The organism is Mesorhizobium sp. M1D.F.Ca.ET.231.01.1.1, assembly GCF_003999155.2.
GTDB lineage: Bacteria > Pseudomonadota > Alphaproteobacteria > Rhizobiales > Rhizobiaceae > Mesorhizobium.
Genome location: NZ_RZOZ02000004.1, coordinates 428,159 through 451,534 on the forward strand (window position 1 = coordinate 428,159; position 23,376 = coordinate 451,534).

26 protein-coding genes and 1 tRNA gene are annotated in these 23,376 nt (G+C 64.8%); 12 read left to right on the forward strand and 15 right to left on the reverse strand.

All coding sequences use genetic code 11. From position 1 onward, the window contains the following. Positions 1 to 57: 57 nt before the first annotated feature. A tRNA-Gln gene (locus EN874_RS14615) sits at positions 58 to 131 on the forward strand. Between the two features lie 74 nt (positions 132 to 205). On the opposite strand, the gene EN874_RS14620 is transcribed toward EN874_RS14615, so the two are convergent. Then, entirely contained in the window at positions 206 to 1,099 is an 894-nt protein-coding gene (locus EN874_RS14620) for an AraC family transcriptional regulator (RefSeq protein ID WP_127425360.1), read from the reverse strand. 185 nt (positions 1,100 to 1,284) lie between these two features. Between EN874_RS14620 and EN874_RS14625 the strand changes: the two genes are divergently transcribed. After that, entirely contained in the window at positions 1,285 to 2,034 is a 750-nt protein-coding gene (locus EN874_RS14625; protein WP_127425361.1) for an SDR family NAD(P)-dependent oxidoreductase, read from the forward strand. A gap of 12 nt (positions 2,035 to 2,046) precedes the next feature. On the opposite strand, the gene EN874_RS14630 is transcribed toward EN874_RS14625, so the two are convergent. Next, positions 2,047 to 2,685 carry a 2-dehydro-3-deoxy-phosphogluconate aldolase gene (locus EN874_RS14630; protein WP_127425362.1) on the reverse strand — a complete coding sequence of 213 codons (639 nt, stop codon included), beginning with the start codon at positions 2,683 to 2,685 and terminating at the stop codon, positions 2,047 to 2,049. 159 nt (positions 2,686 to 2,844) lie between these two features. Between EN874_RS14630 and EN874_RS14635 the strand changes: the two genes are divergently transcribed. Continuing rightward, on the forward strand, positions 2,845 to 3,774 hold the full coding sequence (locus EN874_RS14635; RefSeq protein WP_127425363.1) for a rhodanese-related sulfurtransferase: 930 nt from the start codon (positions 2,845 to 2,847) through the stop codon (positions 3,772 to 3,774). Between the two features lie 17 nt (positions 3,775 to 3,791). Here the strand turns inward: EN874_RS14635 and EN874_RS14640 are convergent, their stop codons facing one another. Further along, positions 3,792 to 4,151: a nuclear transport factor 2 family protein gene (locus EN874_RS14640; protein WP_127425364.1), complete on the reverse strand. Its 360-nt coding sequence runs from the start codon at positions 4,149 to 4,151 to the stop codon at positions 3,792 to 3,794. A gap of 186 nt (positions 4,152 to 4,337) precedes the next feature. Between EN874_RS14640 and EN874_RS14645 the strand changes: the two genes are divergently transcribed. Both EN874_RS14645 and EN874_RS14650 read left to right on the forward strand, forming a co-directional pair. Then, positions 4,338 to 5,045 carry a tellurite resistance TerB family protein gene (locus tag EN874_RS14645; RefSeq protein WP_127425365.1) on the forward strand — a complete coding sequence of 236 codons (708 nt, stop codon included), beginning with the start codon at positions 4,338 to 4,340 and terminating at the stop codon, positions 5,043 to 5,045. Between the two features lie 268 nt (positions 5,046 to 5,313). Beyond that, positions 5,314 to 6,075 carry an SDR family oxidoreductase gene (locus EN874_RS14650; protein ID WP_126087807.1) on the forward strand — a complete coding sequence of 254 codons (762 nt, stop codon included), beginning with the start codon at positions 5,314 to 5,316 and terminating at the stop codon, positions 6,073 to 6,075. An 11-nt stretch (positions 6,076 to 6,086) separates the two neighbouring features. On the opposite strand, the gene EN874_RS14655 is transcribed toward EN874_RS14650, so the two are convergent. After that, positions 6,087 to 7,271: a pyridoxal phosphate-dependent aminotransferase gene (locus EN874_RS14655; protein ID WP_127425366.1), complete on the reverse strand. Its 1,185-nt coding sequence runs from the start codon at positions 7,269 to 7,271 to the stop codon at positions 6,087 to 6,089. A 101-nt stretch (positions 7,272 to 7,372) separates the two neighbouring features. On the opposite strand from EN874_RS14655, the gene EN874_RS14660 reads away from it, so the two are divergent. The 4 genes from EN874_RS14660 (at position 7,373) to denD (ending at position 10,362) form a co-directional block, all read left to right on the forward strand. Continuing rightward, positions 7,373 to 8,059: a GNAT family protein gene (locus EN874_RS14660; protein WP_127425460.1), complete on the forward strand. Its 687-nt coding sequence runs from the start codon at positions 7,373 to 7,375 to the stop codon at positions 8,057 to 8,059. Positions 8,060 to 8,126: 67 nt separating this feature from the next. Then, positions 8,127 to 9,128 carry a cation diffusion facilitator family transporter gene (locus EN874_RS14665; RefSeq protein ID WP_127425367.1) on the forward strand — a complete coding sequence of 334 codons (1,002 nt, stop codon included), beginning with the start codon at positions 8,127 to 8,129 and terminating at the stop codon, positions 9,126 to 9,128. A 51-nt stretch (positions 9,129 to 9,179) separates the two neighbouring features. Next, the gene (locus EN874_RS14670) at positions 9,180 to 9,386 is read left to right on the forward strand and encodes a hypothetical protein (protein WP_126087810.1); all 207 of its coding nucleotides are present in this window, start codon (positions 9,180 to 9,182) and stop codon (positions 9,384 to 9,386) included. A 1-nt stretch (position 9,387) separates the two neighbouring features. After that, positions 9,388 to 10,362: a D-erythronate dehydrogenase gene (gene denD, locus EN874_RS14675; RefSeq protein WP_127425368.1), complete on the forward strand. Its 975-nt coding sequence runs from the start codon at positions 9,388 to 9,390 to the stop codon at positions 10,360 to 10,362. A 140-nt stretch (positions 10,363 to 10,502) separates the two neighbouring features. Here denD and EN874_RS14680 read toward each other — a convergent pair whose 3' ends face one another. The 4 genes from EN874_RS14680 to EN874_RS14695 form a co-directional block, all read right to left on the reverse strand. Further along, entirely contained in the window at positions 10,503 to 11,699 is a 1,197-nt protein-coding gene (locus EN874_RS14680; protein ID WP_127425369.1) for a nickel/cobalt transporter, read from the reverse strand. 6 nt (positions 11,700 to 11,705) lie between these two features. After that, positions 11,706 to 12,374, reverse strand: a complete 669-nt coding sequence (locus EN874_RS14685; RefSeq protein ID WP_127425370.1) for a DUF1007 family protein — start codon at positions 12,372 to 12,374, stop codon at positions 11,706 to 11,708. 89 nt (positions 12,375 to 12,463) lie between these two features. After that, positions 12,464 to 13,363 carry a LysR family transcriptional regulator gene (locus tag EN874_RS14690; protein ID WP_126087814.1) on the reverse strand — a complete coding sequence of 300 codons (900 nt, stop codon included), beginning with the start codon at positions 13,361 to 13,363 and terminating at the stop codon, positions 12,464 to 12,466. A 2-nt stretch (positions 13,364 to 13,365) separates the two neighbouring features. Next, positions 13,366 to 14,565 carry an amidase gene (locus EN874_RS14695; RefSeq protein WP_127425371.1) on the reverse strand — a complete coding sequence of 400 codons (1,200 nt, stop codon included), beginning with the start codon at positions 14,563 to 14,565 and terminating at the stop codon, positions 13,366 to 13,368. Positions 14,566 to 15,105: 540 nt separating this feature from the next. Between EN874_RS14695 and odc2 the strand changes: the two genes are divergently transcribed. Both odc2 and EN874_RS14705 read left to right on the forward strand, forming a co-directional pair. Beyond that, a complete protein-coding gene (gene odc2, locus EN874_RS14700; protein WP_127425372.1) occupies positions 15,106 to 16,239 on the forward strand; it encodes an ornithine/lysine decarboxylase in 1,134 nt (377 codons plus the stop codon). Between the two features lie 152 nt (positions 16,240 to 16,391). After that, positions 16,392 to 17,099: an N-acetyltransferase gene (locus EN874_RS14705; protein ID WP_348631727.1), complete on the forward strand. Its 708-nt coding sequence runs from the start codon at positions 16,392 to 16,394 to the stop codon at positions 17,097 to 17,099. Positions 17,100 to 17,162: 63 nt separating this feature from the next. On the opposite strand, the gene EN874_RS14710 is transcribed toward EN874_RS14705, so the two are convergent. From EN874_RS14710 to flhA, 7 genes are all read right to left on the reverse strand, one after another. Then, entirely contained in the window at positions 17,163 to 17,447 is a 285-nt protein-coding gene (locus tag EN874_RS14710) for an SCP2 sterol-binding domain-containing protein (protein WP_127425373.1), read from the reverse strand. Between the two features lie 227 nt (positions 17,448 to 17,674). Further along, positions 17,675 to 18,196, reverse strand: coding sequence for a hypothetical protein (locus EN874_RS14715; RefSeq protein ID WP_127425374.1), 522 nt, complete (start codon positions 18,194 to 18,196; stop codon positions 17,675 to 17,677). An 80-nt stretch (positions 18,197 to 18,276) separates the two neighbouring features. Beyond that, positions 18,277 to 18,699 carry a hypothetical protein gene (locus tag EN874_RS14720; protein WP_127425375.1) on the reverse strand — a complete coding sequence of 141 codons (423 nt, stop codon included), beginning with the start codon at positions 18,697 to 18,699 and terminating at the stop codon, positions 18,277 to 18,279. Between the two features lie 8 nt (positions 18,700 to 18,707). Continuing rightward, a complete protein-coding gene (locus EN874_RS14725; RefSeq protein WP_245513562.1) occupies positions 18,708 to 19,277 on the reverse strand; it encodes a rod-binding protein in 570 nt (189 codons plus the stop codon). A 299-nt stretch (positions 19,278 to 19,576) separates the two neighbouring features. Continuing rightward, entirely contained in the window at positions 19,577 to 19,960 is a 384-nt protein-coding gene (locus EN874_RS14730; protein WP_127425376.1) for a hypothetical protein, read from the reverse strand. A gap of 4 nt (positions 19,961 to 19,964) precedes the next feature. Then, positions 19,965 to 20,717, reverse strand: a complete 753-nt coding sequence (gene fliR, locus EN874_RS14735) for a flagellar biosynthetic protein FliR (protein ID WP_126087822.1) — start codon at positions 20,715 to 20,717, stop codon at positions 19,965 to 19,967. Then, positions 20,714 to 22,801, reverse strand: coding sequence for a flagellar biosynthesis protein FlhA (gene flhA / locus EN874_RS14740; protein ID WP_127425377.1), 2,088 nt, complete (start codon positions 22,799 to 22,801; stop codon positions 20,714 to 20,716). Before flhA ends, fliR begins: the two co-directional genes overlap by 4 nt. Before the next feature lie 125 nt (positions 22,802 to 22,926). Here flhA and EN874_RS14745 point away from each other — a divergent pair, with 125 nt between their 5' ends. Then, positions 22,927 to 23,226, forward strand: coding sequence for a putative quinol monooxygenase (locus EN874_RS14745; protein WP_127425378.1), 300 nt, complete (start codon positions 22,927 to 22,929; stop codon positions 23,224 to 23,226). Positions 23,227 to 23,376 lie beyond the last annotated feature (150 nt).

A 23,376-nucleotide genomic window follows, 5' to 3' on the forward strand; every position in this document is an offset into this window, starting at 1 on the left:
CTTTTGCTTTTGTCCACGAGGGGGTATTTGACGGCCCAGGTTACGTGCTTCCTCTCTTCCCGCTTCGTCTAATGGTAGGACAGCGCCCTTTGAAGGCGTGAATCGTGGTTCGAATCCATGAGCGGGAACCAGTCGGCGGCCGTGGGTTCCAACCCGTTACCTGGTCGGCATAAGCTGGCTGGGTTCCTCATTCGCTCGAGGCGGTTCAGTCGACTTCCAGCGCAGCCGCTTCGCCCCTCGCCAACAGCCGCGCGGCGTCGCGCGCGGGGGGCAAGCCGAACTGGCGCGCATATTCCCGGCTGAACTGGGAAGCGCTTTCGTAGCCGACGGCAAAGGCGACACGCGCGGCGTTGCCAGGCTGCGCGATCAGCAGGTGGCGGGCCTCCAGCAGCCGGACCTGCTTCTGGTACTGGATCGGGCTCATGGCTGTCGCCGCCTTGAAATGGCGGTGAAACGCAGCGTTGCTCATATGGGCTAGCGCGGCCAGCTCCGTCACTTCGATCGGCTCGTTGTAATGCGCGCGTATCCATTGGGTGGCGCGGCGGATCTGTGACAGGCGTCCGTCGGCGCGCGCGAGCTGGCGCAGCTTTTCGCCTTGCGGACCCTGCAGGAGCCGGAACGCTATCTCCCGCTCGAGCATGGGCGCCAGCACCGGGATCTCGGCTGGCCTGTCGAGCAGCCGCAGCATCCGGCGCCATGCATCGAGCAGCTCGCCATCGGCTGGATAGGTCGCGAAGCCGTCGCCGCCGGCAGCCGGCTGGTGGTCGATGAGCAAAGTGGCAATCACTTCGATATCGAGGCCGAAGGCGATGGCCATGTAGGGATGGGCCGCACTTGCCTCGATCAGCTGGCTGGTGGCAGGTGTCTCGACCGCATAGACGAAACAGCTGCCGGCACTGTAGCGAAGCGTGCGGTCGCCGATCAGCACCGATTTCGCGCCCTGCAGCACGAACAAGGCCGTCGGCTGGCACAGCTCGGGCAGCGGCGGCGTCGGAACCTCGCTGCGGCCGATGGTGATGCGAGGCACATCCGTCCTCGTCCGCCGCCCGCGCGCATGGCGGCCGGCGATCGCAATCAATTCCCGCAGTGCTTCATTCATCGTTGCAGCATTGCCGATCGGCGCGAGCCACGCAAACGTAAGCGCGCACAGGTGACGCGTAGGCGCGCACAGGCGACGCGCAAGCGCGCACTTTACTGAGAGGATTAGGCAAGAGGACGCGAGTTTCCGGCGCGCGAAACCTGCCTTTCCACGTCATCTCTGGGCTCTGCAGAGGAGACATGGATATGACGACACAGAGGAACGCGCTGGTGACCGGCGCAAACAAGGGCATAGGTCTCGAGACCGCGCGGCGGCTGGCGGCTCTGGGGTTCAAGGTCTGGCTCGGCGCCCGCGATGCCGAGCGCGGCGCGGCCGCGGCGGAGGCGCTGCGCGGCGAAGGGTTCGATGTCGAGTGGCTCGAGCTCGATGTCGCAAGCGACGAGAGCGTCGCGGCTGCTACCAAGACCCTCGCCGCGCGAGCACCTGGTCTCGATGTCCTGGTCAACAATGCCGGCATCGCGCCCGGCTATGTCGAGGCGCTTGGCCCGGACGGCAGCTACGAGCGGCCTCCGAGCCAGGAAGACATCGCGGACATCAAGGCCACCTATGATGTCAACGTCTTTGGCCCGGTTCGCGTCACCCAGGCGTTCCTGCCGCTGCTGCTGGCATCATCCGGTGCCCGCGTCGTCATGGTGAGCAGCAATCTCGGATCGCTCGCGCGCGCGGCCGGCAACAGCCAGTCGCCCAATGTCATGGGCTATGGCAGCTCCAAGACGGCGCTCAACGCCATCACTGTGGCCTTCGCCAGGGAACTCGCGCCGATGGGCATCACGGTCAACGCAGCTGCTCCCGGCTACACGGCGACGGATCTCAACGGGCACAAAGGGCACCGCACGGTGCAGCAGGCGGCCGAGATCGTCGTGCGCCTGGCGACCCTCGATGCCGGAGGGCCGACCGGCGGCTATTTCGACGAGAACGGTCCGCTGCCTTGGTGAGCAGAGGATCAATTACTTCCTGAGCTTGCTCGCCTCACGCGCGAGCGCTTCGATCTCGTCCCATTTGCCGGCCTTGATGAGATCGTCGGGCGCGACCCACGAGCCTCCGACGCAGATGACGTTGGGCAGGCTGAGATAGTCGGTGGCATTCTTGGCCGTGATGCCGCCGGTCGGGCAGAATTTCACGTCGGCGAGCGGCGAGGCAAAGGCTTTCAGCGAAGCGATGCCTCCGGACTGCTCGGCCGGGAAGAATTTCAGGAAGCGCAAGCCGGCTTCGCGCGCCGCCATGATCTCGCCGGGGGTGATGGCGCCGGGCAGCAGCGGCACTGGGCTGTCCTTCGCCGCGTCCAGAAGCTGGCTGGAGATGCCGGGGCTGACGATGAATTTCGAGCCGGCGGCGGCCGCCTCGTCGAATTGCTTCGCATCGAGAATGGTGCCGGCGCCTACAACCGCGTCCTCGACCTCGGCCGCGACGCGGCGGATCGCCTCCAGAGCGTCGGCGGTGCGCAGCGTGATCTCGATTGCCCTCAGGCCGCCGCGCGACAGCGCGCGGGCAAGCGGCACGGCGTCGGTGACGTTGGCGATCTTGAGCACCGGAATGACCGGCTGGCCATCGAGGAGCGACAGGAGCTTTTCGGTCTTGCTGGTCATTGGCTTGTCTCTCCGTTCCGGTCCATTTCAACCGATTAGCAGAAGGGGTATCCCAAGTCCACGAAGCCAGGCGTGTCGCGATGTCACGCAGCGGGTCGCGTTACCCCCCGAGTCTCCCCTGCCTTGAAACCGCTTTCACCACGGTCTAGTGGCATGACCATGACAACAGGCAGAGAAATTCAGCCAGTCCGCGTCGCCGCGCTCTACAAATTCGCGCGGCTCGATGGGTACGAGGCCCTGCGTGCGCCGCTCGCCGCGTTTTGCTGCGGACGCGGCATCAAGGGCACGCTGCTTCTGGCGCATGAAGGCGTCAACGGCACGGTGGCCGGCAGCGAGGAAGCGATCACCGCGCTGATCGACCACCTCCAGGCGATCGAGGGGCTTACCGGCCTGGAGGTGAAATACAGCAACGCCGCCGACATGCCGTTCCATCGCATGAAGGTGCGGCTGAAGCGCGAGATCGTCACCATGGGCGTCGACGACCTCGATCCGGCGACCAGCGCAGGCACCTATGTCGCGCCGGCCGACTGGAATGCGCTGATCTCTGGCGCCGATACGCTGGTGATCGACACGCGCAACGCCTACGAAGTGTCGATCGGCAGCTTCAAGGGCGCGGTCGATCCGAAAACCGCCAGCTTTCGCGAGTTTCCGGCCTGGGTCGAAGAGCACAAGGATGAACTCGAAGGCCGCAAGGTGGCGATGTTCTGCACCGGCGGCATTCGCTGCGAGAAGGCGACGGCATACGTCAAGTCGCTGGGCTTCAAGAACGTGTTCCATCTCAAGGGCGGCATCCTGAAATATCTCGAGGACGTGCCGGCTGAGGAGACCCTGTGGCAGGGCGAATGCTTCGTCTTCGACGAACGGGTATCGGTGTCGCATGGGCTGGCCGAAGGGGAAGCCGAGCTGTGCCGCGCCTGCCGGCATCCGCTCACCGTCGAGGACCGGCTGTCACCGAAATACACAGTCGGTGTCTCGTGCCCGCATTGCTTCGAGGTGCGCTCCGACGAAGACCGCGCCCGCTACGCGGAGCGTCATCGCCAGGTGGAACTGGCGCAGGCGCGGGGCAACCGGCGCCACATCGGAAGCTGAGGCGTATCGCTGGAGCCTCAGGTCACCGAATAGCGATCGATGACCCAGAGCCAGGTTCCATCGGCCTGCCGGCGGGCGACCTCGCTCGTTACGCTGCCGTCGGGCAGTTTCGTCGAGGTGAGCGCCAGATCGCCGTTGACGAGGGCTGGGCGCTGCTCGCCGCGGTGGAATTTGCGTCCCTCAGCCAAGCCTTTCTCGAAGAGCGCGCGGATCGCCTCGCGGCCGCGGGTAAATTCGCCTGCACCGCTGTCGACGACCGCGTCTTGCTCGAAAAGCGCCAGCATGCCTTCGATATCGCCGGCCCATTGCCGCTCGATCAGCATGCGCTCGAGATCCTGGGGATCGTGCGCCGGCTCGCGACTGGCTGCATCCGACATTCAAATCGCTCCTGCGGAAACCTGCCCGCGATCTTAACCCAAGCGCCGGCAGCTTTCGACACATCGGCTTCCGGCATCGGGCCAAAAGCGCTCGTCCGTCATTGTAATGTCAGCACGCGGGGCCTACGTCATGCCGGTCCGAAACCCGCCCGGGCGAATTCGGCTGGGCCAATTCTGGAGGCATTGATGCTCGACCCCAAGAAGCTGCTAGACGACCTTCTCGGCTCGCAAATTCCCGGCACGGGATCGACCGTTCGCGACAAGGCGGGGCAGGCGGTGCAAATGGCGAAGGACAATCCGCTCGCCGCCGGCGCGCTGGCCGCGGTGCTGCTCGGCACCGGTACCGGACGGCAGGTGACGGGCGCCGCCATCAAGCTCGGCGGTCTGGCGGCGATCGGCGGCCTCGCCTACAAGGCCTACCAGAACTACAAGAACGGCAACGCGCCGGCGCAGACGCCGGCCGTGGGCGAGCCGGAACTGCTGCCGCCGCCGGCCGACACGGCCTTCGATCCTTCCCAGGCGCCGCAAGGCGAGGCCGAATTCACCCTGACGCTGGTGCGGGCGATGATCTCGGCTGCCAAGGCGGACGGCCATGTCGATGACGAGGAGCGGCAGAAGATAGCCGACAAGCTCAAGCTTGCCGGCATCGGCGCGGAAGCGGAAAAGTTCCTGATGGCCGAGCTCGAGCGTCCGCTCGATCTCGACGCGCTGATCGCGGGCGCCAAGACCGATGCGCAGAAGCTCGAGCTCTACACCGCCTCGCGCCTGACCATCGATCCCGATACCCGCACCGAGCGCGGCTATCTCGACCTGCTCGCCGGCCGCCTCGGCCTGCCGGACGCGCTGGTCGACCATGTCGAGGCGACCGTCTCGGCGGCCAAGGCACCGGCTTGACCCACGCCCGATCCGCACTAGCGAATCGGGTTGGTAAACGCGCCTGTGGCATCCTGCCGATCGTTAATCTTTCGTTAACCCAGCAAGCGCATCATTCTAGCAGTCGGACCGGCTTATCCTCCTCCCAAGCGCGGTTCAGATGAGGGGCGGTCGCCAATGACCGCCCTTTTTGTCGGCCCGCTCTTTTTGTCGGCAACAGCCGCTTGCCACGACCCCGATCATTTGCGATGCCACGTCTTCTTCCAGCAGCGACCGGGGAGGGACGACGATGACCGCCATGCAAGAGAAAACCGCTATCGTTACCGGCGCCGGCACCGGCATCGGCAAGAGCGTCGCCACGACGCTGCTCAAGGCTGGCTGGAACACCGTCTTTTGCGGCCGGCGCAAGAAGGTGCTGGAAGAGGCGATAGCCGAAGCCGGGAAGACGAGCGCCAAGGCGCTTGGCGTTGCCTGCGACATCAGCAAGCCGGGCGAGGTCGACGACATGTTCGAGACGGTGGTGGAGGCGTTCGGGCGCGTCGACCTGCTCTTCAACAATGCCGGCATGGGCTACAAGTCGACGCTGATCGACGAGATCCCGGTCGAGGTGTGGAACGATGTCGTGGGCGTCAACCTCACCGGCTCGTTCCTGTGCGCCCGCGCCGCCTTCGGCGTCATGCGCCGGCAAAAGCCGATGGGCGGCCGCATCATCAACAACGGCTCGGTGTCGGCCTATGCGCCACGTCCGGGCTCGGTGCCCTATACGGCGACCAAGCATGCCATCACCGGCTTGACCAGGACGCTGGCGCTCGACGGCCGGCCCTTCGACATCGCCTGCGGCCAGATCGATATCGGCAACGCGCTGACCGAGATGGCGCAGCCGATGACGGTCGGCGTGCCGCAGGCCAATGGCTCGATCGCCGCCGAAGCGGTGATGGATGTGCAGCGCGTCGCCGACGCGGTGCTCCACATGGCGAGCCTGCCGCTCGACGCCAATGTCCTGTTCATGACCGTGATGGCCACGAAGATGCCGTTCGTCGGCCGCGGGTGAGGGCTGAAGTTCTACTTCTTCAAGAACACCTCGATGCGCTCCAGCGCGCGCAGGATGTTCTCCTCGGAATTGGCGTAGGAAAGCCGGATATAGCCTTCGCCGAGGACGCCGAAGTCGGGACCGCCGATAAGCGCCACGCCGGCGTCCTCCAACAGCGCGGAAGCAAGTTTCTTGGCCTTCCAACCGGTCTTCGACACGTTGGGGAAGGCATAGAAGGCGCCCTTCGGCGTGATGCAGGAAATGCCGGGGAGCGCATTGAGGCCCTCGACGACGATCTTCCTCCGGTTGTCGAAGGCCCGCATCATCTTTTCGACATCGTCCTGCGGGCCGTCTATCGCCGCGATGCCGGCATACTGGCTCGGCGCATTGACGCAGGACCAGCAATTCACAGCCAGCTTGCGCACCTTGTCGTAGAGGTGAGCGCCTTTTTCGCCGTTCGGCCAGACCGACCAGCCCATGCGCCAGCCGGTCATCGCCCAGGTCTTCGACCAGCCGTTGAGCACGATCAGCCGGTCGCGGATCTCCGGGAAGTTGAGCAGCGAGCAATGCCTCTCGCCGTCATAGGTCATGACGTCGTAGATCTCGTCGGACAGGATCGCGACCTCAGGGTGCTTTTCCAGGCCCTTGACCAGCTTCTCGATCTCGGCGCGCGGCGTGACTCCGCCGGTCGGGTTGGCCGGCGAGTTGAGGATCAGGAGCCTTGTCTTCGGCGTTATCAGCGCCAGCGTCTCTTCCGCCGAGAAGGCAAAGCCGTTCTCCTCGCGGATCGGCACCGGAATTGGATCCGCGCCGGTGAACTCGATCATCGAGCGATAGATCGGAAAGCCCGGGTCCGGATAAAGGATTTCCGCGCCCGGTTCGCCGAACATCAGGATCGCGGCGAACATGGTCGGCTTGCCGCCGGGCAGGATCATCACGTTTTCGGGCGACACCTCGACGCCGGTGGTGGTCAGCGTGCGGCGCACCACCGCCTCGCGTGTGGCGAGCAGCCCGTTGGCCGGCGTATAGCCATGATGGCCGTCGCGCAGCGCCTTGATCGCCGCCTCGACGATGTGCTGCGGCGTCTTGAAGTCGGGCTGGCCGATGCCGAGATTGATGATGTCGCGGCCTTGATGGGCAAGCGCGGTGGCTCGCGCCAGCACCGCAAACGCATTTTCCTCGCCGAGGCGGTCGAAGGCCGCGATCGTGTGGAGCATTTTTCCCGTCCCTGTGGTTCTTTCTGTTGGCGAGCGTTTTTGTGAGCGTCCGTCGAGAAAAGTCAAACGGATTGGAGTTCCCCGTGTCAGAAAATATTGGGGTGTCGGAAAGTCTCAAAGAGTGGCGGCCGCGCCCGCGTCCGGAACGCAAGGCGCTCGAAGGCCGCACCGTCAGGCTCGAACCGTTGAGCGCGGCGAAGCATGGCGACGGGCTCTATGAGGCGTCGTCGGTGTCGGATGCCGGCGGCCGCTTCGCCTGGCTGCCGGACTATCCGCCGAAAACCCGCGCCGCTTTCCAGCCATGGCTGGACAAGGTTGAGGCGAGCGAGGATCCGCTATTCTTCGCCGTCATCGACAAGGCGAGCGGCAAGGTTGCGGGACGCCAGACATTGATGCGCATCGATGCCGCCAACGGCGTCATCGAGATCGGCAACATCTATTGGGGGCCGCTGATCTCGCGCAAGCCGCAGGCGACCGAGGCGCAGTTCCTGTTCACGAAATATGCCTTCGACGAACTCGGCTATCGCCGCTACGAATGGAAATGCAACAACCGCAACGAGCCGTCGAAACGCGCCGCGACGCGCTTCGGCTTCAAGTTCGAAGGCATTTTCCGTCAGCACCTTGTGGTAAAAGGCGAAAACCGCGATACGGCATGGTATTCGATCATCGACAAGGAGTGGCCGGCCTTGCGCAGGGCCTATGAGGCCTGGCTCGATCCGGCGAATTTCGATGGCGAAGGCCGCCAGAAGCGGCGGCTCGAGGATTTCCGCGCCGAGTTCGGCGCGTAGACCATGTTCCCGAAAGGTGGGATACCGCTTTTTGGGCACGATCATGGTGGGTAACAGGAGTTCCGCGATGGCGCACGGCTCACATGACCACGACTTGCACGCGGCGGGTCATAGCCACAGCCATGGCGCCGGCCATGTGCATGGGTCGACCGACAAGAAACGGGTGCTGATCGCCGCCTGCCTGACCGGCGGCTTCATGGTTGCGGAGGCGCTCGGCGGCCTGTTCACCGGCTCGCTGGCGCTGCTCGCGGACGCCGGCCACATGCTCGCCGATTCGATCGCGCTCAGCCTCGCCTGGTATGCCTTTCATCTCGCAGGTCGTCCAGCCACCGGCCGTCTCACCTACGGTTTCGCGCGCGTGAAGACGCTGGTCGCCTACACCAACGGCATCGCCATTTTCGTCATCGCGCTGTGGATCGTCTACGAGGCCTGGGGGCGGCTGATGCACCCGGAGCCGGTGCTGGGCGGCCCGATGCTTGTCGTGGCGGTGGCAGGCCTCATGGTGAACGTCGCCTCCTTCTTCGTGCTGCATGGCGGCGACCGCGAGAGCCTCAACATGCGCGGCGCGATCCTGCATGTGCTGGGCGACCTGCTGGGCTCAGCCGCGGCCATCGCCGCTGCCATCATAATCCTGGCGACTGGCTGGACGCCGATCGATCCAATCCTTTCCGTGCTCGTCTCGCTTCTCATCCTGTCAACGGCGTGGTCGCTGATGCGCGAGGCCGCCCATGTGCTGCTCGAAGGCGTGCCGGCAAGCCTCGACCGCGACCTGATCGCCAAGGATCTGGAAGCCGCGGTCAAGGGCGTGCGCGAGGTGCATCACATGCATGTCTGGTCGCTTGACGGCACCAGCAACATGGCGACGCTGCATGCCTGCCTGAATGACGGCGTCGATCCGCATATGGCGGTGAGCGCCATCAAGAAGCGGCTTGCTTCCGAGCACGGCATCGCCCACGCAACCGTCGAGCCCGAGTTCGGACTCTGCGCCGACAGCCATGACGAGCACGAGCACCATCACGATCTCGACCATGCGCATGACGCGCCTCGCGATCGCCGTCACTATCACTGATGCGTGGCTGACGATGAACTTCAACGGCCGAGAGTCACGGAGCGCCCGCTGATGGATCGCGAGACGCGCAATGCGGCGATCGCCGCGGCCTGGATACTGCTGCTGTTCGGCCTCGCCGCCTATTTCCTGCCCACCATAATGCTGGCCGTCGGCAAGGTCTCGACGATCCTGGCGGCTATCATCGCCGCGATCTTCATGGTGGGATTGTTCGTCGTTCTGTGGCTGCGCGGGCGCAGCCAGCGCAAGAAAGGTCTCTAGGATGAGAATTCTGATTACCGGTGCCGCCGGCATGGTGGGCCGCAAGCTGGTCGCGCGTCTGGCCAAGGATGGCGCCCTGCGCGAGCGGAAGATAACTGCGCTCGATCTGCACGACATCGTGCCGCCGCAGCCGCCGGCGCTTGCAGGCGTCGAAGTCTCGATCCACACCGGCGACCTTTCCGCGCCCGGCGCAGCGGCCACGCTCATCGCTTCCCGCCCGGACGTAATCTTCCACCTCGCCGGCATCGTCTCGGGCGAGGCCGAAGCCAATTTCGATCTCGGCTACCGCGTCAATCTCGACGGCACGCGCGCGCTGCTCGACGCCGTGCGGCTGGCGGGCTTTGCGCCGCGCCTCGTCTTCACCTCGTCGATCGCCGTGTTCGGGGCACCGTTCCCCGATGTCATCCCGGACGAGTTCCACCCGACACCGCTCACCTCCTATGGCACGCAGAAGCTGATCGGCGAGGCGCTGCTCGCCGACTATACGCGGCGGGGTTTCTTCGACGGCGTCGGCATCCGGCTGCCCACCATCTGCGTGCGGCCAGGCAAGCCTAACAAGGCGGCATCGAGCTTCTTCTCCGGCATCATCCGCGAGCCGCTCAGCGGCCAGGAGGCTATACTGCCGGTGCCGCGTTCGGTGCTGCACACGCATGCCAGCCCGCGCTCCGCAGTCAATTTCCTGATCCATGCTGCGGAAATCGACGGCGATAAGGTCGGGCCACGCCGCAACCTCACCATGCCGGGCGTCGCCGTCACCGTCGGCGAGCAGATCGAAGCGCTCGAGCGCATCGCCGGAGCCGAGGTGGCCAAACGGATCCGCGAGCAGCCCGACGAAACTGTCTGGGCGATCGTCAAGGGCTGGCCGACGCGGTTCGAGGCAAGACGCGCGAGGGAACTGGGCTTCGTCGCCGAAAGTAACTTCGACGAGATCATCCGCGCCCATATCGAGGACGAGCTGGGCGGAAAGGTGCATTGATATTCAGGTGATGCCGGCCCGGCTAGAGCGGTTCAGCTTTTCACAGAATCGCTGATCCGCTCTAAGCGTTTGTTTTTGCGCAATTCCGAGCGGAAAACCGCTACGCACTTTTCCTGGAATTGCTCTAGCCAGCCCTAAAATCAGACGCCGCCCGTCAGGCTGGCCGACAAAAGCAGAAGCCCGACCAGGAAGATGAAGGCCGCGCCGCCGATCTCGACGATCGAGTGGATGCGGTTGCCGATGCGGCCGTCGCCGGCGAAATAGACCGCCCAGTTCTTGGCTGTCACCGCGATCGTCGCCAGCGCCGACACGGTGATCGCGGTGCCGATCGACATCGCCAGCACCGACAGCAGGCCGCCGAGCCAAAGCCCGTTGAGCAGCGCGAAGCTCAAGACGATCAGCGCGCCGGAGCAGGGCCGGATGCCGACGGCGGCCACCGCCGACCAGGCGGTCTTCCAGTCGAAGCGGTCGCCTGAAAGCAGCGCCGGATCCGGCGCGTGCGAATGGCCGCAGGTCTCGCAGACTTCGCCCGGACCATGGTGATGATGCCCAGCGTGATCATGGTCGTGCGCCGCGTGGTCGTGATGGTGGTGATCGTGCGCGCTGTGATCGTGTGCCTCGTGGCTGTGCGCATGCGCCGCATGGTCGTGATGCGCGTGCAATGCCTGGGAATGCGTGTCAGCATGCGAGTGTCCTGCATGCGAATGCCCGTCATGCGAATGCCTGCCATGCGAATGGCCGGCATGGGCGGCCGAAAGACTGTAGGCCGGGCCGGCGCCGAACAGCCGCAGGATGGCCGGACCCGCCTTGCGCCAGAGCAGCCAGGCGCCGAAGAGGGTCACCAGCACAAAGCTCGAGATTTCGAGGAACCATGCCGCGTCGGTCATCGACACCGCGGTGCCGCGCAGCACGAAATAGGCAAGCACCATGACGACGACCGCGGTGAGACCCTGCAGTAGCGCCGAGACGAAGGACAGCATGATGCCGCGCTTCAGCGCCACCTCGTTGGCGACCATATAGGAGGAGATCACCGCTTTGCCGTGGCCGGGGCCGGCGGCGTGAAAGATGCCATAGGCAAAGGAGAGGCCGACCAGCAGCCAGAGCTTGCTGCCATCCTGGCGCATCGCCTTCATCGCGGCTGCCAGCGAATGGTAGAATTCCTGCTGGCGAAGGTTGATCCACATCAGGATATGGGCGAACGGGCCGGAGGCAGTCGGGACCATGCCGTCATTGGTGCCGATGCCGAGCGAGCTCTGGGCATGGGCGACGTTGGGCAGATGGGTGATCACCAGGGTGGCGGCCGCAAGGCCGAGCGCCAAGCGCAGCGACTGTTTCATCACCGGTTATCCTTCTGGCGGACAATTCAGTTCGAGCTTGGTGGCGAAGATCTTGCTCATGTCGGTGCCTGTCGGATCGTTGAAGAAGGCTTCCGTCAGGGTCTTCTGGTTTTCCTTGATCGCTTCGTCCGGATCGGGACGGACCACCTTCTTGGTGCAGTTCGAGGGCAGGCCCTCGACGGTGAGGTTGGCGTCGTCGGTGAAATCGATCGCCGTGTAGAAGGTCGGATCGTAGACGCCGATGTCGATCTTGCCGGCGAGCTTGATCGGCGTCTTCGGTTCGGACTCGAACAGGATGATCAACTGGTCGTTGTCGAAATTGGCCATCAGATGCGGCGGCGGGACCATGGGCACATCCTTGCCGTCCTGCGTGACCAGCTGGAAGTAGTTGAACTCGGCCAGCGAGGAATGGACGGTGTCGGCCACTTCCTTGAGTTCGTTGTCGTCAAGCTTCAGATCGGAGTTCTTGTCGAACTCCATCATCACCGTACTCGAAAAAAGATCGTCGAAACGCCACAGATGGCGCAGCGCTTTCACACTTTGGTGATCCGGGGAGAGGATCACGTCGAGGCGGGCTTCGGCGAAGACATGCGGATGCACCTCAGCCGGCTCGATCCCCGCAAATGTCGCCGCAAGGGCCGAAGCCAGCATGGTTGCTTGCCGTTTCAAATGCATTCTGGGCCGCGATTCCATCGACGTCGAAAGTGGACCCCCGAGAGTTGTCAGAAAGGGGGCGAAATTGGGACCGCCAGCCTCCCGGCGGGTCAGGCGGTATCGCGCGTCCTGAACCACTGCACCAGGAAATCGACGAAGACGCGGACCTTGGCGGGCAGATAGCGGCGGTGCGGATAGACGGCGAAGATGCCGGTACCCGATAGGATGCGATCGTTGAGCGCGGTAACCAACTTGCCGGAAGCGATATCGGGTGCAGCTATGAAATCCGGCAGCATGGCGAAGCCGAGGCCGGAGACAGCAGCAGCTCGCGCCACGATCGGGCTGTTGACCTCGATCGGGCCGGAGACGGCGACGCTCATGGACTCCTCGCCCTCACCCCTGAAGCGCCAATTGGCCAGCGAGCGGCCGTTGGTGTCGACCAGGCACGGCATGTTGGCGAGATCCTGCGGACGCGTCGGCATGCCGTGCTTGGCAATCAGGTCCGGCGACGCGCAGAGCTTGACCGAAAATGGTCCCAGGCGCCTGGCGATCAGCGACGAGTTCTCAAGCCGCGAGATGCGCACTGCGAGGTCGAAACCCTCCTCGACCAGGTCGACGAAGCGGTCATCGAGATGGATGTCGAGCACAATGTCAGGATGCTGCCTGGCGAAGTCGATAAGCGACTGTCCGATCGGCGCATCGGCGAAGGTGCGCGCCGCCGAGAGCTTGATCCGGCCGCGCACGTCGCCGGACGATTCGCGCACGGCATCGGCCAGGCTGTCGACCTCGCGCACGATCTCGGAGGCGCGTTGGTAATAGGTGTGGCCGGCTTCGGTCAGCGAGAACTGCCTGGTCGTGCGGTTCAACAGCAGCGCGCCGAGCTCGTCCTCCAGCTCGCGCACATATTTCGACAGCAGCGCCTTCGAGCGGCCGATCTTGCGCGCGGCGGCCGAAAAGCCTTCGGCCTCGACCACGTCGATAAAGGCGCGCATACGGGTCAAAGTGTCCATGATCAGACCTTTCGTGCCGCGTCGAGAATCTTGCGGCCGAGCCGTATCAAAGCGACGTCGCTGCCGGAAGGGCCAAGCAGCGACAGGCCGAAGGGCGCGCCGTCGACGGAACCGAGCGGCAAGGTGATCTGCGGGAAACCCGACAGGCCGGCCAGGCACAAAAGATGCAGCGCCCTTTCGCGATAGGCCTGGAATTGCTCCGGCGTGCTCGCGGCGAGCGGCGCCGCGCCGGGAACGGTCGGCAGAACGAGGAAGCCGTTGTTGCCGAGCAAAGCGCCAAGCTCGGAACGGAAGGCCTGCCGGCGTTCCCGCTCGATGGCAACCGTGCCGGCATCGATCGTACGGCCGAAGCCGAAACGCTCGTCGACACCTGGACCGAGGCCATGGTTGCCTGCCGAGATCCAGCTGCCATGCACCTGCCAGGCCTCAAAGGCCTGCAGCCGGCGGAAGCACCAGTAGAGGTCGTCCGGGAAGGAGGCGAAGGCGTATTCGGTCTCGGTCGGCGCGCCGACGACGCCGGCAGCCAATGCCTTCATCCGGGCATATTCGGCGGCTTCGGCCGGCCCGGAGACGAAGGCATCGAGCCAGCGGATCGACAGCGGGCGGTCGAGCGGATGCTGATGAGGATCGCGGCCCAGCAAAAGCTTGCCGACCGCCGCGTAGGTCTCGATGTCGTCGGCGAACCAGCCGAAGGTGTCGAAGCTCGGCGCGAGCTTCATCGCGCCCTCGAGCGAGATGCGGCCGTGGCTGGTGCGCAGCCCGATCAGGCCGCAGAAGCTCGCCGGCGCCCGGATCGAGCCGCCGGTGTCGGAACCAATGGCGATGTCGGCAAGTCCGCCGGCGACCGCCGCAGCCGAGCCGGAGGAAGAGCCGCCGGTCACGCGGTCGGGTGCGGCCGCGTTCACCGGAAACGCGAAATGCGAATTCTGGCCGAACAGCGAGAAGGCGAGCTCGTCGGTCTGCGTCTTGCCGACGAATCGCGCGCCGGCGTCGAGGATCATCTGCACGGCCTCGGCCGTCTGCGAGGCGGCGTGAGCCTCTTCGAACTTGCGCGGGTTGCCGCAGCCGGTGCGATAGCCGGCGACGTCGTAAATGTCCTTGACGGCCAGGCGCAGGCTGGCAAGCGGGCCCAATTGCGCATTGGCCACGGGCATTTGGCGCAGATCGAGGAAGGCGTTCAGAGGGCCGTGGGTGCCTGGCATCGTTCGATTTCCGGATACGGTCCACAAACATTGTTCGATGCCGGAACTTTTACAACCGGCGCTTACGATTTTTATTGATTGTGAAACCCTTCGCTCTTATATCGCGCTTGCCCAAAGTCGCACGTGCCTGTGGGTGTCCGCCGATCCTCGAATGGTGAGGGCAATCGGTAAGGTAACTGGAGCCAACCCCTCCAGTCGGTCAGTGGCCAACCACAAGACCGAGGACACCTTGAAGCAACGACGGTGCGGGCCTTTCTGGTGTCTGCCGGTCGTCCAAAGACCGGGGTTACTGAAGAGGCACACCTTCATTGCCTGTAGTGCGGACGGGGTTCTCCCATCCAAGCCAAGGCAGACAAAGCGAACCGAGGCCGGGCAAGGCCAGGTTCACCGCCGCGAGACGGCGATTCATGGTTCCGGGGTCTCCACCGGCTGGTTCCATGGATTTTCCGTCCCGCCTTTGTCCACCGCGAGTTCGCGAGGCTGAGCGCCCGCGTTCCGCAGCCTTTGTGCGCGCCGAAAGGCGCAGATGGAGAGACCTCGATGGCCACCCAGCGCATCCTTGACTTCCTCGCCACCCGACGTCCGAATGGTCCCTGCCTCGTCGTCGACCTCGATGTCGTGCGCGACAATTTCCGCGCCTTCGAGAAGGCGCTGCCCGATTCCAAGATCTACTATGCGGTGAAAGCAAACCCGGCGGCGGAAATCCTGCGCCTGCTTGCTGCGATGGGCTCGTCCTTCGACACCGCATCCGTTGCCGAAGTCGAGATGGCGATGGACGCCGGTGCGCCGGCCGACCGCATTTCCTTCGGCAACACCATCAAGAAGGAGCGCGACATTGCGCGCGCCTACCAGCTCGGCATCCGCCTCTATGCGGTGGACTGCGTCGAGGAGGTCGAAAAGATCGCCCGCGCCGCTCCCGGCTCGCGCGTGTTCTGCCGCGTGCTCACCGACGGCGAGGGCGCCGAATGGCCGCTGTCGCGCAAGTTCGGCTGCGTGCCGGCGATGGCCGTCGACGTGCTGCGTCATGCCAAGGGCCTTGGCCTCGATGCCTATGGCGTGTCGTTCCATGTCGGCTCGCAGCAGACGGACCTCACGGCCTGGGACCGCGCGCTGGGCGATGCCAAGAAGGTGTTCGCGACGCTCGCCGAGGAAGGCATCGTCTTGAAGATGGTCAACATGGGCGGTGGCTTCCCGACCCGCTACCTGAAGGACGTGCCGGCGGCGCAGGCCTATGGCCAGTCGATCTTCTCGGCCCTGCGCAAGCATTTCGGCAACGCGCTGCCCGAGACGATCATCGAGCCGGGCCGCGGCATGGTCGGCAATGCCGGCGTCATCAAGTCGGAAGTCGTGCTGATCTCGAAGAAGGCCGACAACGACAACGTGCGCTGGGTGTTCCTCGACATCGGGAAGTTCGGCGGCCTCGCCGAGACCATGGACGAGGCGATCCGTTACCCGCTCGTCACCCGGCATGACGGCTCGGAGACCGCGCCCTGCGTGCTCGCCGGACCGACCTGCGATTCGGCCGACGTGCTCTACGAGAAGACGCCTTATCCGCTGCCCCTGTCGCTGACCATCGGCGACGAGGTGCTGATCGAAGGCACCGGAGCCTACACGACCACCTACTCGGCGGTCGCCTTCAACGGCTTCGAACCGCTGCGATCCTATGTGATCTGAGCGGGGCATCCTTGGCGCATTTTCGGACGGCGAACCGGTTTCCACTTCGCCTGAAAATGCGCTGAGGACCGCTCAGATCATCCCAGGTGGGCGCCTGTCGCCCGCCCGGGCTCGCTTGTGGAACAGACCTCCGCTCGTGAAGGATCGCGGATATGGAATACCTGATCAAATCGGCCCTTGCGGCCACCGAAATTGCCCCCTCGTCCGGACCGTCGGGTGAGCGTTTCTCCGCGGGGGAGAAGGCTCCGATGGCGGCGCTGGCGCCCTCCCTTGCCCACCGGGCAGAGGCTGGCTCGCGCGGCGCTCCGGACGAGGGGGCCGCCCTGGCGCCGGCCTTCGTCATCCTTGCCGAAAGCGCGGCCGACATGCAGGCGCGCGAAGCGCTGCTCGACCGGGCGATGGGGCCGAAGCGCAGGAAGAAGTCGTCCGAGAAGCTGCGGCGCGGTCGCCGGCCTTCGGAAGGCCTGGCCTTTGTCGCGCGCGATCCGTCGGGCGCGGTCGTCGGCACGGTGCGGCTGTGGGACGTGATGCTGGGCGAGGGCGGTCCGGCTGCACTGCTGCTCGGGCCGCTTGCGGTCGAACCGAGATTGAAGAGCGGCGGCATCGGCACGGCGCTGATGCGGCATGCCATCGCCGAAGCCTCGAGGCTTGGCCATAGCGCGATCCTGCTCGTCGGCGATGCGCCTTATTACGGGCGGTTCGGCTTTGCAGCCGACCGCACCGGATCGCTCGCCATGCCCGGCCCCTATGAGCGGCACCGGCTGCTGGCCCTGGAGCTGAAGGAGGGTGTACTCGACGGCGCCAAGGGCACGATCAAGGCCGCCGGTCGGAGGGTCAAGGCGCTGGACTTCGTCGCCTGACGCCTGCGGTTCGACAAACAAGCAACGCCGCCCATCTGGCGGCGTTGTGTTTTTTGCGAAGGATCAGCCGAGCAACTGGCTGAGCGCCATGGCGACCGTCATGTCGCCCTCGACCTTCAGCTTGCCGGCCATGAAGGCCATGGTCGGGTTGAGATCGCCGGCGATCAGCGAGTCGAGATCGTCGAGCGAGAGCTTGATCGTGCAGTCGGTCGGCGCATCGGTTGTCGAGACCGTCGCGCCGTCGATGACGACGACGCCGTCGCTGCCGGTGTCGAACTTGACCGAATGCTCGAAGCCCGCACCTGCCACGCGCGACCTGATCCTGTCGGCAATCTCCTGAACGCCCATGGCGGTTCTCCTCGTTTGGTTGCGTTTGACGCGCACCGGCCTTGGCCGCTGGGCGAGGCGCCGCGTCGCACTGGAGCGCCGCGACAGCCACAGGCGCATATAGCTTCGGGTTGACGTTTACGTCAACGTGGTCGCCATGCGGCATGGTGGCAACCATGCCGCGTTCGCATCAATTGGCAAACGAGCGAGACGAGGCATCCAACCTGGTGGAGGCACCGGTGACGCGATCAATGCTGCTTGAAGGCCTTGGTCATTTCCTGGGCCGTCTCGCCGGCATTCTTGCGGCGGCGGATCGCGTTGTCGCGGATTTCGTCCTTGGACAGGAAATTGACCTGGTCGATCAGCACGTCATGCACCAGCTCGACGCCGACGCGGGCGTTGACGGTGTCACGGATAGCCTTGCGGAAAGCATCGAGATCGATCGTCTCCTTCTTGGTGAAATCGATCTGCGGATTCGAATAGAGGTAGGAATAGACCTGGTCGGTGATGATCGCCGGCGCCGGGATCGACAGCTTCTTCATCTGGTCCGGTTCCACCGTGTAGACAAGCTTGGTGAGAAAATACCCGTCGATCTTGGCATCGCGGACGAGCGGCACCGAAATGATGTCGGTCTTGACGTAGTCGAGACCGCCCAGCATCGGCTTCGGCGGCTCGCCGACGCCGCGTTCGCCCGCCGCCTGGAAGGAATAGAACACCGCGCCGAGCGTTGCGGCGCAGATCCAAAGCGCTGCGGCGATGAACTTGATCATGCGTTATCTGACTGTTCGAGCATGATCTTGTCCGGAAAACCGGCTTCCACTTCTCACTGACGCGGACGTGCGGTTCGGGATCATGCTCGGGCGTATCCGAACTCGCCGGCCGAATAGGTGCCGTCGGCGTCGGCGCGCTGGATGGCGTTCTTCAAGAGTGTGGCGACCTCGTTGACGGCGTTGAGATGAGCAAGGATAGCGGCTTCGTTCTTCGCCAGCTTCTGGCGCAGCCGCGCCAACCCTTCGCGATGCTGCTCGAGGAACTCGATCTCGTTGGCACCCTTCAGGGCGCGGGTCAGTTCGTAGAGATAGCGGCTCTTGCGGGCATTCGAGGCCTTGAGATCGTAGCCGGTTCCGCTGCGGATGCCAGCCGTTTCCTCGTCCACCGCCTCCTCGATGCGGCCGATGATGGCGGCGAGGTTGCCGGGCCGCGCAGGCGCGGCCGGCGCTTCGGTGGCGATGGTCCGTGCAGGCAGATTCGAGAGGTCCGTGTGGTCGGCCATGTAGGTCCCTAGATTTTGATGTCTGTCTTTATGGTTGTGTCGTCACCGGTCATCGACCGGGCAGCCTTGCGCTCAAGCTCCTCGATCATCGAGGTCGAAAGCCTGGTCTGCTGGTCGATCTCGGCTTTCTCCGGTCCGCCCCCGACAGGTCCGACCGGCACCTTGCGCTTGCCGTCCATATAGTGGTCGGCAAGCATTGATTTCGCGATGCCGATGCCGCCATGCGCGGCCATGACATCGGCCACCTTTTCAGCCAGCTGCGACTTCCACATGTCGCCGGCCAGCCCCTTGCCATAAACGCCTTCGGTGTCCTTGGGCATCATGTTCTGGATGAAAGTTGTCAGCACCATCGCTTCGAAGCGCTGGAATTTTTTCGCCGGATTTGCCGCTTCGGCTTTGTCCGCCGCGGCGCGCGAGAGCACCGAGCCGGCATCGACGGAGGCGGTCTGGTCGATCGAAAAGGCCCCTGCGGTGCCGCCGGCGCGCCTCGCGAGCGCTGCTCGAGCGGCCTCGACATCGGCCGGCTCGGCTGCGCGGGCGACGTCCATCACGATGTCGCTGGGGGGTGAAATCGCCAAGAAAGCACTGCCTTTTCGCCGGGTTTTGTTAGTTGCACAATGACTCAACAAGCTTGTGGCAGGCTTGCGGGGAGGCGGAATGCAGGTTGCAGTGCGATCCCGGGTGGCGGGCGGGCCGGCCGCCTGGGAGTGGCATGTCACCCCGTGGCGGCCGACTATGCATCAATGGCCCCAGATCCCCTGGCCATAGCCCGCAGGGGAACGGCAGGCGTTGGGAGCGGATCGGGGCCGCCAAGCCGGTCGGCGCGACCGCGACCGGCAGCTGACGCTTACAGCTTCGCCGCGCGGCGGACGCGCCGCTACTCCTGTTCCCGCTTCTGGGCGATGAGGTCCAGTCGCTCGCGGTCGGAGCGCTCGCGCTCGTCGCGCCGGCGGACATCCTTATAGGCTCGCTCGACCATGTTGGTGCGCGCGGTCGCGGTGGCAACCAGCGCCGCTTCCTGCCGGGCGCTTTCAAGGCTCTGTTTCTGGCGGTCGAGCGCGTTGGCGATGCGGCGATGGTAGAGTTCCGGGAACAGGCCGGCCAGCGAGCTGCCGGCGTCGAAATGCTCGACGAGTTCCTTTGCTTCCGATTCGGCCGCCGCGGCCGCGGAGAGGAAGCCGGCATGGCGGGTTTCGTGAAGCGCCTTCAATTGCTCCTGTACCTTGACCAGCTTCTTCAGGCGATCCCTGCGCGAGGTCATCGGGCTACCTCGCCAGCGTCAGGTCGACAAAGCCGTCGACGAACAGTGACAGCAAGGTGCCGATGGCGAAATAGAAGATGATCAGGCCACCCGCGATGACGAAGGGCAGCGAGATGAAATAGACCGGGATCTGCGGCGTCAGCTTGTTGACGAAGCCGATCGTCAGATTGACCAGGATGGCATAGGCGACGAAGGGGCTGCCCAGACGGATGACCAGGAAGAAGGCGTCCGACACCGTGTCGGTGACGTCGACAAGCGCTGCCTGCGGGTTGAAGAACACGTTGACCGGGGCGACCGTGTAGGAGGCGACCAGCGCCCGCACGATCTCGTGATCGAAGTCGAAGACGAAAAGCAGGAGCAGCGCCGAGAACGAGATGATCGCGGCAAGCGCTGCCTGCGGCTCTGGCTCCTCGATCGCCGGCCCGCCCGAGCCGCCATAGCCGATCAGCATGGCGATGGCCGAACCCATGAAGCGCAGCGCCTCCATGTAGAGCCTGGTCATAGCGCCGATCAGCCCGCCGACCAGAAGCTCGGAGACGATCATCGGCGCCAGCACCTGCGGGCGCGGGTCGACATAGGGGTAGATGCGGTCCCACAGGAAGGCGAGCAAACCGCCGGTGGCGGCGACCGACACGAACAGCCTGACCTGAATCGGCACGCGGGCGCTCGACAGGCCCGGCATCAGCATGAAGCAGGCGCCGATGCGGCAGAAGGCGAGGAAGGCGGCGATGACGACGCCTTGCGAAAGCGCGTTCACGAGATCGTTCCGAGCACCTTGATCTCGACGCCTTTGGCGATCTCGACATGGCTGAGTACCGGCAGCGTGGTGAACAACCGCTCGATGATCATGCGCACATAGGGCCGCGCGTCCGGCGCGGTGACGAGCACGAAGCGCTCGCCGGCCTCGAGATGCTTGCGGATCGCCTTGGTGGCGTCCTGGCCGAACTCCTCGAGCTGGCGCGGATCGATGTCGAACTCGCGCACCTCGCCCTTGGCATCGCGCTTGAGGCTCTGGTGGAAGGCGAGGTCCCAGCGGTTGCCGAGCCGCAGCACCTTGAGCATTCCACCTTCGGAGAGATCGCCGCAGATCTGCTGCGCCATGCGGATGCGGACATGCTCGACGATCTGCTCGGTGCGGCGCACATGCGGCGCGATCTCGGCGATGGCCTCGATGATCAGGTGCAGGTTGCGGATCGAGACGCGCTCGGCAAGCAGGAGCTTCAGCACCGCCTGCAAGCCCGGATAGGAGATGTGCGAGGTGCAGATCTCGTCGGCGAGCTTGCGGTATTCGGGGTCCAGCCGCTCGAGCAGCGCCTTCATGTCCTTGTAAGAGAGAAGCTGCGGCAGGTTGTTGCGGATGACCTCGGAGAGGTGGGTGAGCAGCACCGACATGTTGTCGGCGAAGGTGTAGTTCTCGCGCTTGAGGTCCTCGGCGAAGGTTTCCAGCACCGAATAGGCGCGCATGCCGAAGGCCGGCTCGCGGATCTCCTCGCCGGGGATGTCGGGCATGCCGCGCGTGCCGAGCAGCACCATCACCTCACCGACGCGCATCTGGTATTCGGCGACGACCGTGCCGTGGACCTTGATCTGGTAGCTCTTCGGCGGGATGGCGAAGTCGTCGGCCACGCGCACCTCCGGCACCACGAAACCGTATTGCTGGGCGAATTTCTTGCGCATCTTCGACATGCGGAACACCAGCTCCTGGTGCGCCACCAGCAGGCGGGTCGAAAGCTGCTTGCCGATCAGGAGCTCGATCTCGGCGGTGGCCAAGGACGCCTTGACGGAGTTCTTCTCCTCTTCGGCCTTGTTCGCCTTTTCCTGGTTCTTCAAAGCTTCCGCCGCGGCCAGCGCGCGGTTGTGGCGCAGCGGAATGATGTAGCCGAGGCCGGCCATGGCGCCGGCGAGAGCAAAGAACGGAAAAAGCGGCAGCCCGGGCATCAGGCCGAGGATGACCAGCAGCGAGCCGGCGACGTAGAGCGCACGCGGATGGGCGCCGAGCTGGCCGAACACCGCCTGGTTGGCGGAACCTCGGGTGCCGCCCTTGGAGACGAGCATGCCGGCGGCGAGCGAGACGATGAGGGCCGGGATCTGGGTGACGAGGCCGTCGCCGACCGACAGCTTGATGAAGACGTCGGCAGCCTGGCTGAGGCCCATGCCGTGGCGCAGATAGCCGATGGCGATGCCGCCGACGATGTTGATGGCGGTGATGATAAGGCCGGCGATGGCGTCGCCGCGAACGAATTTCGAGGCGCCGTCCATGGAGCCGAAGAAGGAGGATTCTTCCTCCAGCTCGCGGCGGCGGAGCTGCGCCGTCTTCTCGTCAATCATGCCGGCGGACAGGTCGGCGTCGATCGACATCTGCTTGCCGGGGATGGCGTCGAGGGTGAAGCGCGCGCCGACTTCGGCGATGCGGGTTGCGCCCTTGGTGATGACGATGAAGTTCACCACGATCAGGATCATGAAGACGATCAGGCCGATGACGAAGTCGCTCGACATCACCAGCTTCGAGAAGCCCGAGATGACATAGCCGGCCGCATGCGTGCCTTCATTGCCATGCGAGAGGATCATGCGCGTGGTGGCGATGTTGAGCGACAGCCGCAGCATCGTGGCGATCAGCAGCACGGTCGGGAAGGAAGAGAAATCAAGGGGCCGCTGGATCCACAGCGCCACCATCAGGATCAGCACCGAGAGCGCGATCGAGAAGGCAAGGCCGATATCGATGAGGAAGGCCGGGATCGGCAGGAACAGCACCGCCAGGATGACGACGATGCCCAGCGCGAAGAAGACGTCGCGGCCGTTCTTGGCCACCAGGCCGGACGGGATTGTTTCGCTGATCGCCATGTCGTCCTCGAATCCAGATTTTGCCCAGCGCGAAGGCAGGCCCTCGACCGTAATCGGCCAAGCTTGCGCGAGGGTGGGAGAGGGGCTACGGGGGCACTGCCCCTGTTTGGCGAAAGGAACACCGCATGCTCCTGATCATCGGCACGGTTCGGCTGCCGCCCGACAAACTGGAGGAGGCCCGGCCGGCTATGCAGCGGATGATCTCAGCCAGCCGCGCCGAACCCGGCTGCGTCGAATATTCCTACGCGCGGGATGTGCTGGACGCCGGGCTCATCCATGTGACCGAGGTGTGGAGCGACAGGGCCGCGCTCACCGCGCATTTCAAGTCGGCGCACATCTCTGAATGGCGCGCTAGCTGGGCGACGCTCGGCATCGGAGATCGCAAGCTTACGCTCTACGAAGCTGGCGACGGCACACCAACCTGACTGGGCGAATTGGCGGGTTTTTAACGACACGCCACTTCAAATCATCGCTGATGTCTCGCCGGCCGACGCAGCGCCAAAATGGCGCCACATGCGGTCGGCATTGCGGTTGCCACGCTATGCCGCCGGGCGTATCAGGCACGGCAGCATCCA